This is a genomic window from Sphingobium lactosutens (assembly GCF_013393185.1).
GTDB lineage: Bacteria > Pseudomonadota > Alphaproteobacteria > Sphingomonadales > Sphingomonadaceae > Sphingobium > Sphingobium lactosutens_A.
Genome location: NZ_QJQX01000036.1, coordinates 24,128 through 37,805, shown reverse-complemented (window position 1 = coordinate 37,805; position 13,678 = coordinate 24,128). Strand labels below are relative to the sequence as shown.

Below are 13,678 nucleotides of genomic sequence, written 5' to 3'. Positions count from 1 at the left end.
CCGCTGGGGCCAGCCTTGTCGAAGGCTGGCCCCAACAGAAGTTGCAACTTATCCGAACAATTCGCCCAGAAAATCGACCATCGCCCTGAAGCTGCGCCGGTCGGCGTCGGCGCTGTAGGCCAGGCCCTTTTCCGGCATGTTCACCGATTCGTCGGTGAAGGCGTGGCCGGTCGCGCCATAGGCATGGATCTGCCAGTCGCAGCCCGCCTCGGTCAGTTCCTTCGCCAGCGCGACGGTCGCGTCGGGCGGGGCGATCGGATCGTCCCAGCCATGGCAGATCAATAACTTGGCGGTTATGGCGGCATTGGGGAAGGGCGGCGCCTGATAGACCCCATGGAAGCTGACGCCCCCCGCAATGTCCGCGCCGCTCCGCGCGAGATCGAGGACGCAGCGCCCACCGAAGCAGAAGCCGATCGCCGCCGTGCGCGCCGGATCGACCCCGTCCAGCCCCTTGAGCAGCGTATGGGCGGCGTTCACCCGGTCGCGCAATATCATGCGATCGGCGTTCAGCGCGTTCATGTAGCGCGCCGAATCGGGATCGGCGCGGGTGGTGCGCTTGCCCTGCCCGAACATGTCGACGACGAGCACGACATAGCCCAGCGCCGCGACCATTTCCGCCCGGATGAAATCCGCTTCCTTCGTGCCCAGGACATTGGGAAACAGCAGGATGCCAGGACGTGTCCCTATGTCGGATTCGTCGAAAACCGTCACATGTTCAAAGGCTTGTCCGTCAATGTCCGAAAAGATGACGCTGCGGGTGATGCCCATGATTGTCTACCTCGCTCTCTGGATAATGAGTCAGATGCTGCCGAAACCGGGCGTTTCGCCGCGCGCCGTGGCGCTCAGGCGGCGGGGGCGCTTCCAGCCGATGCTGGGGCGCTTGCGCAGACGCAGCGTCGGCCAGTCGCCCCGGTCGCTGCGCTCGGCAAGGCGCATCCCTTCGGCGCGATAGGCCGCCAGCACCGCGTCGGCCTGTCCCTTGAGCAGGCCCGCCAGCAGGATCGTCCCGCCATCCTCGACCAGCGCGCAGAGCGCCGGGGCCAGTTCGATCAGCGGCCCGGCAAGGATATTGGCGATCAGCAGGTCGTAGGGCGCCCGGCCGACCAGCGCCGGATGATCCGCACCGGCGGCTGTGACCAGCGCGAGCTGGCCCGCCCCGTCGCCCAGCGCCACGCCATTGGCGCGCGCATTCTCCACGCTGATCTCCACCGCGACCGGATCGATGTCGGATGCGATCGCATGGGCACGGGGCCAGAGGTGCAGCGCGGCGAAGGCGAGCAGCCCGGTGCCGGTGCCGATGTCGGCGACGTTGCGCGCCCGGATGCCGACGCGGCGCATCCGGTCGAGCATGATAAGGCAGCCGGCGGTGGTTTCATGCTGGCCGGTGCCGAAGGCGCGGCTCGCCTCGATCAGCAGATTCTTGTGGCCGGGAAGCTCGGGATCGCTGGCAAGGTTGCGGACATGGAATCGCCCGGCTGTGACGGCTTCCAGCCCCTGCTGGCTCAGCGTCACCCAATCCTCGTCAGGCAATGGCTCGACGGCAGGCTTCGTCCCGGCGGCGCTGGGCACCAGCGTCTTGAGCAGCTTGATCGCGGCGGCGCTGGGCTTGCCCTCGAAATAGGCGTCGAGCTGCCACTTGTCCTCGTCATCCGGCTCAGCCTCGCTGGTCATCAGCACCGGCGGATGCTCCATCAGGGCGAAAGCGGCGATATCCCCGTCCAGCGCCTCCGCTTCGGCGCGGGTGCAGGGCAGGGTGACTTTCCAGCTTTGGACGACATCGTTCATCCCGCGCCTTTAGACGAGGGGACGGGAGAGGGGAAGCGCGGCGGGATGCCTTAAAGCACGTCCGATCGTTTCTTGGTATGTTCGCTATCAGGCGACCTGACGGCCAAAGTCGGACGAGGCATGGCGCAGGCTGGCCAGCTTTTCTTCGACGCTCATGAAGCCGCGCTCCAGCTGGTCGATTTCCGACGCGACGACTTCGGTATCCTGACGGATCGCCGAAATGGTGGTCGACATCGAGTCGGCCGCCAGCGCGGTTTCGTCGACGGCGGCGGTGATCATGGTGACGGTCTGCGCCTGCGCGTCCATGGCATGGCGGATGCGTTCGGCGCTGGCCTGCACTTCGCCCACCGTGTCGCGGATACGCTCGTTGGTTTCGACCGACTGGCGGGTCGACATCTGGATGTCGGCGATCTTGCCGGCAATCTCGTCGGTGGCGCGCGCGGTCTGGTTGGCGAGGCTCTTCACTTCCTGCGCGACGACCGCGAAGCCACGGCCCGCGTCGCCCGCACGGGCGGCTTCGATCGTGGCGTTGAGCGCCAGCAGGTTGGTTTGCCCCGCTATGTCGCGGATCAGGCCCAAAATCGATTCGATCGACTTGGCATGTTCGGACAGGGTGGCGGACATGGTGACGGCATCTCCTGACTGGCGCGCGGCGCGCTGGGCGACGTCGGCGGCGCCTTCGACTTCGGTGCGGGCATCCTCAATCGCGCGGATCAGGCCGGCGGAGGTGCGGGCGGCTTCGCGCATGGCGAGCGCCGACTGCTCGGCGGCGGCGGCGACTTCGGACGCCTTGCCCAGCATGCCGCGCGTCGCGGCCGACGCATCCTTGGCCTGTTCGCGCAGCGATTCGCCCAGCTTCGATGCGCCGTCGATTTCGCCGACGATGCGCTGTTCGAACAGCGATCCATAGCGCTGGCGTTCAACCTTCTGGGACTCGGCGACATCCTGCGCCAAAACATTGCTCATGATGGCGATGTCGAGCGAGGAGAGGCGGTTGATCGCGCGCAGCAGGCGCTGGCAGCGCTCCCGGTCGTCCCAGCAGCGGTCGCATACCAGATCGGCGATCTTCTCGTTGGACCGGGACACCGCGGTCAGCACCGCCTGCACCGGGAAACCATGCTTGCTGGCATGGCGGACGCAATTGGTCGCCGTCTCGATCCAGGCGCCGGCCGAGAAATTCGCCAGCTTCTCCTCGATATAGCGGGCGGTTTCCATTTCGATCTTGCGCAGCGCCGTCTCGCTCAGATGCTGGCGCAGATTGGCGTCAGCGGCATAGCTGTCGAAGAAGGTGCGCGTGACGAGCGGCAGCGAATCCCGGATCATCGCGTGAATTTCCAGCGCCTCGGGCGCGATGCTGTCGGCCAGATCGGGACTGGCCATGGCATTGGCGTTCACGATCCGGAATGACTCGGCGAAATTCATGGTATTCGGGTGCCCCTCGACAATGCACGAACCTTTGGCCGTCAGGGATAGCGGCCTTTGGTTAATTGATCCTTATTCGAACCTGCCGTCGCACTTTTCCTGTGCCGCTTGCCCTCTCGCCTCTTCGCTCCTAAGGGGACGGGACTCAGGGACAAGTATCAGGGACTAGGGTAGACATGGCGCGTTCCACCAGCCGGCCACTCTCGCCGCATTTGACGATCTGGAAATGGGGGCCGGCGATGGCCGTCTCCATCATGCACCGCGTGACGGGCAATGGGCTGGCGACCGCCGGCGCGCTTGGCCTCGTCTGGTGGCTGATGGCCGCCGCGAGCGGGCCGGAAGCCTATGCGACCTTCGTCACCTGCGCGACCTCGCCGATCGGCTATCTGGTGATGGCCGGCCTCAGCTGGTTCTTCTTCCAGCATCTCTTCTCCGGCCTTCGCCACTTCGTGCTCGACATGGGCGCGGGCTATGAGCTGAAGAACAACAAGATCTGGTCGCTGCTGACCTTCGTCCTGTCCACTCTCGCCACGCTGGCCTTCTGGGCCGCGATCTGCACGGGGAAATTCTGATGGGAACCGGAACCGGAATCGGCCGCGTTCGTGGCCTTGGCTCGGCCAGGCACGGCGCGCATCACTGGCTGGCGCAGCGCTACACGGCGGTCGGCAACCTGCTGCTGGTCCTGTGGCTTCTCTTCAGCCTGATCGCGCTGCCCGGCCTCGATTATGAAAGCGTCGTGGGCTGGATTTCCCATCCGCTGGTCGCGGTGCCGCTGATGCTGATGGTGGTCAGCATCTTCATGCATCTGCGCCTCGGCATGCAGGTGATGCTGGAGGATTATGTCCATGACAAGGGTCTGGCCTTCTTCTCCATGCTGGTGCTGAACTTCTATGCCTTTGGCGGCGCGGCCGCGGGCGTCTTCGCGATCGCCAAGATCGCCTTCACGGGGATCGTCAAATAATGAGCGACGCCTACAAGATCATCGACCATACCTACGACACGGTCGTCGTGGGCGCCGGCGGCTCGGGCCTGCGCGCCACCATGGGCAGCGCCGAAGCGGGCCTCAAGACCGCCTGCATCACCAAGCTGTTCCCGACCCGCAGCCACACCGTGGCGGCGCAGGGCGGCATTGCCGCCTCGTTGGGCAACAACAGCCCCGACCACTGGACCTGGCACATGTTCGACACCGTCAAGGGGTCCGACTGGCTGGGCGACCAGGACGCGATCGAATATATGGTCCGCGAAGCGCCGGCGGCCGTGATCGAGCTGGAACATGCCGGCGTGCCGTTCAGCCGTAACGAGAATGGGACGATCTACCAGCGTCCGTTCGGCGGCCACATGCAGAATATGGGCGCTGGCCCGCCGGTGCAGCGCACCTGCGCCGCGGCCGACCGTACCGGCCACGCCATGCTCCACGCCCTGTATCAGCAGAGCCTGAAGTATGACGCCGACTTCTACATCGAATATTTCGCCATCGACCTCATCATGGAAAATGGCGAATGCCGTGGCGTCATCGCCATCTGCATGGAAGACGGCTCGATCCATCGCTTCCGCAGCCATGCCGTGGTGCTGGCGACGGGCGGCTATGGCCGCGCCTATTTCTCCGCCACCTCGGCGCACAGCTGCACCGGCGACGGCGGCGGCATGGTGCTGCGCGCAGGGCTTCCGCTCCAGGATCTGGAGTTCGTGCAGTTCCACCCGACCGGCATCTACGGCGCGGGCGTTCTGATCACTGAAGGCGCGCGTGGCGAAGGCGGCTACCTCACCAATTCCGAAGGCGAGCGCTTCATGGAGCGCTATGCTCCCTCGGCAAAGGATCTGGCGTCGCGTGACGTCGTGTCGCGTTCGATGGCGATGGAAATGCGCGAAGGGCGCGGCGTGGGTCCGAACAAGGATCACATCTTCCTGCACCTCGACCATATCGATCCCAAGGTGCTCGCGGAGCGTCTGCCGGGCATCACCGAAAGCGGCAAGATCTTCGCGGGCGTCGACCTGACCCGTCAGCCGCTGCCCGTGACCCCGACCGTCCATTACAATATGGGCGGCATCCCCTGTAACTATCATGGCCAGGTGGTGACGAAGGTCGGTGACGATCCCGAAGTGATCGTGCCGGGCCTCTATGCGGTCGGCGAAGCGGCCTGCGTGTCAGTCCATGGCGCGAACCGCCTTGGCTCCAACTCGCTGATCGACCTTGTCGTGTTCGGTCGCGCGACCGGCCTGCACCTAAAGGAGAACCTCAAGCCGGGCGCGTCGCACAAGCCGCTGCCGGCCGATGCCGCCGATCTGGCGCTGTCGCGTCTCGACAAATATCGCAATGCCAAGGGCGGCACGCCCACGGCGCAGATCCGTCTCGAAATGCAGCACACCATGCAGAAGCATGCCGCCGTGTTCCGCGACAGCGAACTGCTGGGCGAAGGCGTCAGGAAGATGGAACAGGTCAACAAGCGCCTGGAAGACGTCGCCGTCTCCGACCGCTCGCTGATCTGGAACACCGACCTGATCGAGACGCTGGAACTCGACAATCTGATGTCGCAGGCCGTGTGCACCATGGTCAGCGCGGAAAACCGCAAGGAAAGCCGCGGCGCCCATGCGCATGAGGATTTCCCGAACCGCGATGACGAAAACTGGATGAAGCACACCATCAGCTGGTTCGAAGGCTGGGGTGGATCGGGCGGCAAGGTGACGCTCGATTATCGCCCGGTCCATGACTATACGCTCACGGACGAAGCCGAATATATCAAACCCAAGGCCCGCGTTTACTAAACGCCGCGCCGACAGGCCGAAACATGCGGGAGGGGGCGAGCCGAAAGGCTGGCCCCCTTTTGCGTTCACGACGCATTTTCCGGGAATGACGATATGACGCAGGACGCCGTGGCCATCCTCTATCAGGCGCTGCCGCCGCCGGTGATCGACGGGCTGCGCAAGGATGCCAAGCCGGGCGGCTATTCGGATGGCGGCGCGGACATCGCTTTCGTGCTGCGCGGGCAAGGGCATCACATATTGACGCCGGTGGCCGATCCCGACCCGACCCGGCCGCTCGACTGGGTCTTTCCCGACACGGAGGAAGGCATCGCCGCGGCGATGGCGGCGGGCGCGACCATCCTCTGGGCCAACAGCGTGCTGTTCGAAGGGCATCCGCTGGAGGCCGTGGTGGGGCAGGTGCGGATCGTCGGGCAATTGCCCGAACTGATGCAGCGCTATGATGACAAGTTCGCGACCAACCGGATGCTGGAGCAGGCGGGACTGCCGGTCGCGCGCTCCTTCCTGATGGCGCAGGCGGCGCGGCCGGATGTGCGGGCGCTGGCCGAGGTCGAGGCCGCGCTGGCGGACGCCGGCCTGTCCTTCCCGCTCATCGTGAAGCCGGTGCGCGGGCGCGGCAGCCAGGGCGTCTCGCGCGTCGCCGATCTGGCGGCGCTTCGGGCGGCGGCGGCCGGCCTGATCGAGGATGCGAAGTTCGGCGACACGCTGATCGTCGAGGAATATCTCGCCGGGGAAGAGGTCACGGTGACGGTGATGCCGCCGGTCGACGGCACCTATCGCGCGTTGCGTCCCGTGCGCCGTTTCGATCAAAAGGACGGCGTCGCGCCCTATAATGGCGATGTCGCGGTGACGGCGAACAGCGCGGCGATCGGTGCGGACGAACTGGCGTCGCCGGCCGTGCAGGCGATGTTGGAGGCATGCGTCAGAGCAGCGGCGCTGGTCGGCGCGCGGGCGCCGATCCGCATCGATTGCCGGGCCGACGCGGCGGGCCGATTCACGCTGTTCGACCTCAATATGAAGCCCAACATGACCGGTCCCGGCCGTCCCGGCCGCGACCATCAGGATTGCCTCTCCGCCATCGCCGCCCGCGCGGAGGGATGGGATTTCCCGCGCCTGCTGGAAGCGATGCTGGCCGCAGCCTGGTAGGCGCTCCTCCGGGAATCCCACCAGATCGGAGCTTCTTAAGCTTTTCTTAAATCCGCTGTCTGACCATCTCCCATACCTGAGGGAGACGGCCATGACGGCTCGAAGTCCGAAGGGGGAGAAAATTTGCTCACGGCTTCAGGCCGATGAGCGTGGGGCGGCGCTGATCGAACTGGCGTTTTCGCTTCCCATCCTGCTCGTTCTGCTCATGGGCATATTGGCCTATGGCAATTGGCTCTACACGGCCCAGTCGTTGCAGTTGCTCGCCAATAATGCGGCGCGCTCCGCCTTGGCCGGCCTCAGCGCGACGGAACGGCGGCAGATTGCGGAGGCCAGCGTCAAGGCCGCGTTGAAGGGCGTGCCGCTCGATCCGGCCAAGGGCACGGTGAGCGTTACCGAGACGGGCCAGTTGGTCCAGGTGTCGATCAGCTACGACGTATCGGCGGAACCGCTGCTGCGCCTGCCTCTTGTACCCCTGCCAGGCAAAGCCATCACGACCAGCGCCACCGTCATGCTGGGCGGGCTCTGATGCGGCGGCTCCGGCGCTTGCGAACGGACGAGCGGGGGGCGACGACGGTCATCATGGTCATGGCCCTGGGGATGCTGATCGCGAGCGCGGCGCTGGTCGTCGATATCGGCAATCTCTATGTGTCGAAGCGGCGGTTGCAGGGCGCGGCCGATGCCGCCGCCATCGCCGCGGCGGCATCGGCCCCCGACATGCGGGGCGAAGCAGTCCGGCGCATCCTCGCGCAACAGAATTTTCCCGGCATGCAGACGCCGCTCATCGCGCCGGGCCGTTATGTCGCCGATCCAACCGTCACCTGGGATTCGCGTTTCACCGCGGGCGCGGAGGCGGGGGCGGTGCAGGTGACGCTCCAGCAGAATGTCACCTTCTTTTTTGGCCGTTTCGTCGCCGGGCGCAGCGGCGGTATCGTTCAGGCCAGGGCGACCGCGGCGCGGACGGACCTGGCGAGCTTTTCCATCGGGTCGCGGCTGGGCGCCTTTTCGGGCGGCCTGCCCAATGCCCTTCTGTCCAGCCTGCTCGGAACGTCGGTCAATCTGTCGGTTTCGGACTATAACGCGCTGGCCAGCGCCAAGATCGACCTGCTCGGCTTTTCCCGTGCGTTGGGGACCAGCATCAATGCCAACGCCCTGACCTTCGACGACATATTGAGCGCCAATGCGACGCTGCCGCAAGTGCTGTCGGCGCTGGCCGCGACGACCGGCGATACGAATGCCGCCAATGCGCTGCGCCTGCTTGCGGTGCAGGCGCCGGGGACATCGGTGAAGCTCGACCAGTTGATCGACCTGGGCGCAGCGGGCAGTCGGGACAAGAATGGGACGGCCGGCGTCGGCAGCGTGGATGCCTATTCCATGCTGCGCGAGATATTGATGCTGGCCAATGGCGGCAGACAGCTGGCGCTCAACACCGGCCTCAACATTCCGGGGCTGACCTCCGCGAAAATCTACCTGGCGATCGGCCAGCGCGCGGCGGATTCGCCCTGGCTCGCCGTGGCGCGGGACAATAGCCTCATCATCCGCACCGCGCAGGCGCGCGCCTATCTGGACACACAGGTGGGTGGGGCGGACCTGCTCGGCGTCGCCAGCCTGCGCCTGCCCGTCTATGTCGAACTGGCGCAGGGACAGGCCCGGCTGTCGGCCATCAGCTGTTCGGGCAAGAGCGCAACCGTCGATCTTCTGGTGCGGCCGTCCCCCGGCCATGTCGCCATCGCCGACATCAACACCGCGCAACTGGGCAATATGGGCGTGCCGGTGACGGAAAACCCCGTGACGCTGCTGCAACTGCTGCTGGTCACGGCGACGGCCAAGGCCAGCATCGACCTTGCCAGCACCGACTGGAAGAGCGTGCGCTTCACTCAGGCGGAGATTGATGCCGCCACGCTCAAGACGGTCAATGCCACGGGCCTGGTGCAGGGGCTGACCGGTTCGCTGGTCAAGGGCATGGACTTGCGCGTGCAGCTGCTGGGCCTCGGTCTCAACCTGTCCTCCGTCACCAGCCTGATCGGGACGGTGTTGCAGGCGGGCGCGCCCGCCGTCGACGCGCTGTTGCAGCAGGTGGAGGATCTGCTCGGCCTGCATATCGGGCAAGCCGATGTGCGCGTGAACGGCGCCCGTTGCGGCGAGGGGACGTTGGTCGGCTAGAGCATTCTGAAGTCGACTGGAACAGTCGACGGCTCGCAGAATGCGGCAATCAAAAGACCGCATTCTGAAGTCGACTGGAACAGTCGACGGCTCGCAGAATGCGGTAATCAAAAGACAATAGCCCGGTCAGGCGAAGGGGAGCAGTGCCTCATAGACCGGCAGGCCGGGCTTGCCCCGCACCGCCACGCCCCGCCGCAGCAGGAAGGCATGGCGCACGATCTCCGCCTGCTGCTCGATGCCGTAGCGGGCGAACGGCCTGCCCGGCACGATGTCATAGGCGTAGCGGCAAAAGGGATGGCGCATCAGCGGCAGCCAATATCTGCCCGACCGCTGCGCCTGCCAGACATGGGTCATCTCATGGATGAAATGGCCTTGAAGATGCAGCGGGCTTTCGCAGAAATCGGCGCAGAACAGGCCGCTGTCGGGATGGAACCACAGCTCGCCGTCGGGCGCCATGGTCACACCTCTGGGCTGGAACGGCCACCATTTGCGATTATGCACCCGTACCCTCCCATAGTCGATCGCCTGCCCGAAGACCGAGCGGGCGAGGGCGGTTTCCTGTGGGGTAAGCGCCCGGCCGGTCAATGGGAGCCCGGTCAATGCCCGGCAGCGTCGTCGGCCTTGGGCGCGGGCGCAGCGGCGGCCTCGGGCTTGCGGATCAGCGCGTCGACCAGCAGCCGGTCGCCATTGGCCATCAGGAAGGTCAGTTGCATCTTGCCCCGGCTGATCGCTGTATCGTTGATGCCGAAGAGCATCAGATGCTTGCCGCCCGGCGCGAAGGCGACCTTGCCCTTGGCGGGGATGTCGACGCTGTCGATACGCTCCATCGTCGTCATCCCGTCCTTCGTCAGGCTTTCATGCATCTCGACCTTGAGCGCATAGTCGGTGATGACGCCGCGCAACTGCGTACCCGCATCGCCGCCATGGGCGACGAAATAGCCGGCCGACGGCATTGCCTTGTTGGGCGACAGGCGAATCCAGGCCTGGTCGACATAGGTCGGCGCGGGATCGCCACAGCCGCTGACGAGAAGGGGCGCGGCAAGAGCGAAAAGGGCAAAAAGCGCGCGCATCCGATACTCCATGACTGTCCCGTTCTGGCTTCTATGCATAGGTAATCGCACCCGCTTCTTGTGCCAAGCGAAAGCGCGCCTATATCCCTCGTGCAAACCGGCCTTGCCTTGGCGCTTTTGTGAGGTATGGGGCCGTCAACCGCTGAGTATATTTGGGGTTACAAGAGGAAGAGATGGCAAAAGTAATCGGTATTGACCTTGGCACCACCAACAGCTGCATCGCTGTGATGGACGGCGGCAAGCCCAAGGTGATCGAGAATGCGGAAGGGGCCCGCACCACCCCGTCGATCGTCGCCTTCGCCAAGGATGGCGAACGTCTGATCGGCCAGCCGGCCAAGCGCCAGGCGGTGACCAACCCGGACAACACGATTTTCGCGGTGAAGCGCCTGATCGGCCGCCGCTTCGACGATCCCATGACCAAGAAGGACATGGAACTCGTCCCCTACGACATTTCGAAGGGGCCGAACGGTGACGCCTGGGTCAAGGCCGGCGGCGAAAATTACAGCCCGTCGCAGATCAGTGCCTTCATCCTTCAGAAGATGAAGGAAACCGCCGAGTCGTATCTGGGCGAAACCGTGACGCAGGCGGTCATCACCGTTCCCGCCTACTTCAACGACGCTCAGCGTCAGGCGACCAAGGACGCCGGCCAGATCGCCGGCCTCGAAGTGCTGCGCATTATCAACGAGCCGACTGCGGCCGCGCTCGCTTACGGGCTGGACAAGCAGGACGGCAAGACGATCGCGGTCTATGACCTTGGCGGCGGCACCTTCGACATCTCGATTCTCGAAATCGGCGACGGCGTGTTCGAAGTGAAGTCGACCAACGGCGACACCTTCCTGGGCGGCGAAGATTTCGACGCCAAGCTGGTGGAATATCTGGCCGCCGACTTCAAGAAGGCGGAGAGCATCGACCTCACCAAGGACAAGCTGGCGCTCCAGCGTCTGAAGGAAGCCGCTGAAAAGGCGAAGATCGAGCTGTCCTCGGCGCAGACCACCGAAGTCAACCTGCCCTTCATCACCGCCGACCAGAATGGTCCCAAGCATCTGGTGAAGACGATCACCCGCGCCGATCTGGAGCGTCTGGTGGCCGACCTCATCAAGCGCACGATGGAGCCCTGCAAGAAGGCGATGGCCGACGCGGGCGTTTCGGCCAGCGAGATCAGCGAAGTCGTCCTCGTCGGCGGCATGACCCGCATGCCCAAGGTGCGCGAAGCCGTGAAGGAATTCTTCGGCAAGGAACCGCACACCGGCGTCAACCCGGACGAAGTCGTCGCCATGGGCGCCGCCATTCAGGCGGGCGTGCTTCAGGGCGACGTCAAGGACGTGCTGCTGCTCGACGTGACGCCGCTGTCGCTGGGCATCGAGACGCTGGGTGGCGTGTTCACCCGCATGATCGACCGCAACACCACCATCCCCGCCAAGAAGTCGCAGGTCTATTCGACCGCCGATGACAATCAGCAGGCGGTGACGATCCGCGTGTTCCAGGGCGAGCGTGAAATGGCGGCGGACAACAAGATCCTCGGCCAGTTCGATCTCGTCGGCATCCCCCCGGCGCCGCGCGGCGTGCCGCAGATCGAAGTCACCTTCGACATCGACGCCAACGGCCTCGTCAACGTGTCCGCGAAGGACAAGGGCACCGGCAAGGAACAGCAGATCCGCATCCAGGCGTCGGGTGGCCTCAGCGACTCCGACATCGACCAGATGGTCAAGGACGCCGAACGTTTCGCCGAAGACGACAAGAAGCGTCGCGAAGCGGCTGAAGCCAAGAACAACGCCGAAAGCCTGGTCCACACCACCGAGGCGCAGTTGGCCGAACATGGCGACAAGGTCGACACATCGCTGAAGGGCGAGATCGAAACCGCGATCGCTGCGACCAAGAGCGCGATCGAAAGCGGCGATGCTGAAGCGATGAAGACCAAGGCGCAGGAACTCGCCACGGTCGCGATGAAGCTCGGCCAGGCGATCTACGAGAAGGAGCAGGCTTCGGCCGCGGCTCCGGACGGAGAAGGTGCCTCGGGCGCCAAGGCCGACGACGATGTCGTCGATGCCGAATTCTCGGAAGTGGACGACAACAAGGCGTAAGCCCGATGAAACGCTTCTCGACTTCGCCTCATGCGGACGGCATGGTCCTTGACCAGCGCGACCGTTCGGGGCGAAGCCGGGGACCGTGCGCGCCGGGGGCGATATGACTACCGAAGTTGATTATTACGAGCTGCTCGAAGTCGAGCGCACAGCTGATGGCGGAGCCATCAAGAGCGCCTATCGCAAGATGGCGATGAAATATCACCCGGACAAGACCGGGGGATGCACCGACAGCGAGGCCAGGTTCAAGGCGGTTTCCGAAGCCTATGAGTGCTTGAAAGACCCGCAGAAGCGCGCGGCCTATGACCGTTATGGTCATGCGGCCTATACCAACGCCCAGTCGGGTGGCGGCGGCGGTGGTGGGTTCCGCGGCGGCGCGGGCGGCTTTTCCGACCTTGGCGATATTTTCGAGACGATCTTCGGCCAGGCCGGGTTCGGCGGCGCCGGCGGTGGCCGCCAGCAGCAGCGCCGTGGCGCGGATCTGCGCTACGATATGGAGATCACGCTCGACGAAGCCTATCATGGCAAGCAGACCGAGATTCAGATCGAGGTGTCGGCGGCCTGCGAAAGCTGCGACGGGTCGGGCGCGCAGCCCGGCACCGGGGTCAAGAGCTGCGGCACCTGCGGCGGCCATGGCCAGGTTCGTGCGCAGCAGGGCTTTTTCGTGGTCGAGCGCACCTGTCCGTCCTGCCATGGCGCGGGCCAGGTGATCGAAAGCCCCTGCCGCTCCTGCCGGGGCGAGGGGCGCGTGGACAAGCCCAAGGCGCTGTCGGTCAATATTCCGGCCGGCGTCGACGAAGGCACCCGCATCCGCCTGTCGGGCGAGGGCGAGGCCGGCGCGCGTGGCGCGCCTGCGGGCGACCTCTATATCTTCCTGCATGTGAAGCGCCATTCGATCTTCGAACGCGACGGCACGACGCTCTTCTGCCGCGCACCGGTCAGCATCACTACGGCGGCGCTGGGCGGCGTGATCGAAGTGCCGGGCCTCGACGGCTCGCGGCATGAGATCAAGATTCCGAGCGGCATCCAGTCGGGCAAGCAGATCCGTCAGCGCGGCGCCGGCATGCCGGTGCTGAACGGACGCGGGCAGGGCGACCTCGTCATCCAGGTCGATGTCGAGACGCCGACCAAGCTCAGCGCCAAGCAGAAGGAACTGCTCGAAGCCTTCCGCGAGACGGAAACCGGCGAGGAATGCCCGCAATCGACGGGCTTCTTCTCCAAGCTCAAGGAATTGTGGGGGGATTGATCCTCTTC

The 13,678-nt window shown here is 65.1% G+C and carries 13 protein-coding genes; 8 read left to right on the top strand and 5 right to left on the bottom strand.

Going from position 1 to position 13,678, the window contains the following annotated elements; all coding sequences use genetic code 11:
* Positions 1–48: 48 nt before the first annotated feature.
* The 3 genes from DM806_RS06570 to DM806_RS06560 all read right to left on the bottom strand — a co-directional run bounded on the left by DM806_RS06570 (position 49) and on the right by DM806_RS06560 (position 3,207).
* Positions 49–768, bottom strand: a complete 720-nt coding sequence (locus DM806_RS06570) for a dienelactone hydrolase family protein (protein WP_179042428.1) — start codon at positions 766–768, stop codon at positions 49–51.
* A gap of 30 nt (positions 769–798) precedes the next feature.
* The gene (locus DM806_RS06565) at positions 799–1,785 is read right to left on the bottom strand and encodes a 50S ribosomal protein L11 methyltransferase (protein ID WP_179042427.1); all 987 of its coding nucleotides are present in this window, start codon (positions 1,783–1,785) and stop codon (positions 799–801) included.
* 87 nt (positions 1,786–1,872) lie between these two features.
* On the bottom strand, positions 1,873–3,207 hold the full coding sequence (locus DM806_RS06560) for a methyl-accepting chemotaxis protein (protein WP_179042426.1): 1,335 nt from the start codon (positions 3,205–3,207) through the stop codon (positions 1,873–1,875).
* A gap of 176 nt (positions 3,208–3,383) precedes the next feature.
* Between DM806_RS06560 and sdhC the strand changes: the two genes are divergently transcribed.
* The 6 genes from sdhC to DM806_RS06530 all read left to right on the top strand — a co-directional run bounded on the left by sdhC (position 3,384) and on the right by DM806_RS06530 (position 9,273).
* Positions 3,384–3,779, top strand: a complete 396-nt coding sequence (sdhC, locus tag DM806_RS06555; RefSeq protein WP_179042425.1) for a succinate dehydrogenase, cytochrome b556 subunit — start codon at positions 3,384–3,386, stop codon at positions 3,777–3,779.
* The gene (gene sdhD, locus DM806_RS06550; protein ID WP_179042424.1) at positions 3,779–4,168 is read left to right on the top strand and encodes a succinate dehydrogenase, hydrophobic membrane anchor protein; all 390 of its coding nucleotides are present in this window, start codon (positions 3,779–3,781) and stop codon (positions 4,166–4,168) included. Before sdhC ends, sdhD begins: the two co-directional genes overlap by 1 nt.
* Positions 4,168–5,970: a succinate dehydrogenase flavoprotein subunit gene (gene sdhA / locus DM806_RS06545; protein ID WP_179042423.1), complete on the top strand. Its 1,803-nt coding sequence runs from the start codon at positions 4,168–4,170 to the stop codon at positions 5,968–5,970. The genes sdhD and sdhA overlap by 1 nt, the downstream gene beginning before the upstream one ends.
* A 93-nt stretch (positions 5,971–6,063) precedes the next feature.
* Positions 6,064–7,113 (top strand): ATP-binding protein, encoded by a 1,050-nt coding sequence (locus tag DM806_RS06540; protein ID WP_179042422.1) that lies wholly within the window; start codon positions 6,064–6,066, stop codon positions 7,111–7,113.
* Between the two features lie 91 nt (positions 7,114–7,204).
* Positions 7,205–7,639 (top strand): TadE/TadG family type IV pilus assembly protein, encoded by a 435-nt coding sequence (locus tag DM806_RS06535; RefSeq protein ID WP_179042421.1) that lies wholly within the window; start codon positions 7,205–7,207, stop codon positions 7,637–7,639.
* Positions 7,639–9,273, top strand: a complete 1,635-nt coding sequence (locus tag DM806_RS06530) for a pilus assembly protein TadG-related protein (RefSeq protein ID WP_179042420.1) — start codon at positions 7,639–7,641, stop codon at positions 9,271–9,273. Before DM806_RS06535 ends, DM806_RS06530 begins: the two co-directional genes overlap by 1 nt.
* Positions 9,274–9,399: 126 nt before the next feature.
* On the opposite strand, the gene DM806_RS06525 is transcribed toward DM806_RS06530, so the two are convergent.
* Both DM806_RS06525 and DM806_RS06520 read right to left on the bottom strand, forming a co-directional pair.
* Positions 9,400–9,858, bottom strand: coding sequence for a vgr related protein (locus DM806_RS06525; protein WP_179042419.1), 459 nt, complete (start codon positions 9,856–9,858; stop codon positions 9,400–9,402).
* An 11-nt stretch (positions 9,859–9,869) separates the two neighbouring features.
* On the bottom strand, positions 9,870–10,343 hold the full coding sequence (locus tag DM806_RS06520; RefSeq protein ID WP_179042418.1) for a copper chaperone PCu(A)C: 474 nt from the start codon (positions 10,341–10,343) through the stop codon (positions 9,870–9,872).
* Positions 10,344–10,516: 173 nt separating this feature from the next.
* On the opposite strand from DM806_RS06520, the gene dnaK reads away from it, so the two are divergent.
* Both dnaK and dnaJ read left to right on the top strand, forming a co-directional pair.
* Positions 10,517–12,424 (top strand): molecular chaperone DnaK, encoded by a 1,908-nt coding sequence (dnaK, locus tag DM806_RS06515; protein ID WP_179042417.1) that lies wholly within the window; start codon positions 10,517–10,519, stop codon positions 12,422–12,424.
* A gap of 103 nt (positions 12,425–12,527) precedes the next feature.
* Entirely contained in the window at positions 12,528–13,670 is a 1,143-nt protein-coding gene (gene dnaJ / locus DM806_RS06510) for a molecular chaperone DnaJ (RefSeq protein WP_179042416.1), read from the top strand.
* The last annotated feature ends 8 nt before the right edge of the window (positions 13,671–13,678 follow it).

Coding starts and splice junctions, on each gene's coding strand:
- DM806_RS06565 (WP_179042427.1), bottom strand. CDS start 1,785: ATGAACGATGTCGTCCAAAGCTGGAAAGTCACCCTGCCCTGCACCCGC.
- DM806_RS06530 (WP_179042420.1), top strand. CDS start 7,639: ATGCGGCGGCTCCGGCGCTTGCGAACGGACGAGCGGGGGGCGACGACG.
- dnaK (WP_179042417.1), top strand. CDS start 10,517: ATGGCAAAAGTAATCGGTATTGACCTTGGCACCACCAACAGCTGCATC.
- sdhD (WP_179042424.1), top strand. CDS start 3,779: ATGGGAACCGGAACCGGAATCGGCCGCGTTCGTGGCCTTGGCTCGGCC.
- DM806_RS06560 (WP_179042426.1), bottom strand. CDS start 3,207: ATGAATTTCGCCGAGTCATTCCGGATCGTGAACGCCAATGCCATGGCC.
- DM806_RS06570 (WP_179042428.1), bottom strand. CDS start 768: ATGGGCATCACCCGCAGCGTCATCTTTTCGGACATTGACGGACAAGCC.
- dnaJ (WP_179042416.1), top strand. CDS start 12,528: ATGACTACCGAAGTTGATTATTACGAGCTGCTCGAAGTCGAGCGCACA.
- DM806_RS06535 (WP_179042421.1), top strand. CDS start 7,205: ATGACGGCTCGAAGTCCGAAGGGGGAGAAAATTTGCTCACGGCTTCAG.
- sdhA (WP_179042423.1), top strand. CDS start 4,168: ATGAGCGACGCCTACAAGATCATCGACCATACCTACGACACGGTCGTC.
- DM806_RS06540 (WP_179042422.1), top strand. CDS start 6,064: ATGACGCAGGACGCCGTGGCCATCCTCTATCAGGCGCTGCCGCCGCCG.
- sdhC (WP_179042425.1), top strand. CDS start 3,384: ATGGCGCGTTCCACCAGCCGGCCACTCTCGCCGCATTTGACGATCTGG.
- DM806_RS06520 (WP_179042418.1), bottom strand. CDS start 10,343: ATGCGCGCGCTTTTTGCCCTTTTCGCTCTTGCCGCGCCCCTTCTCGTC.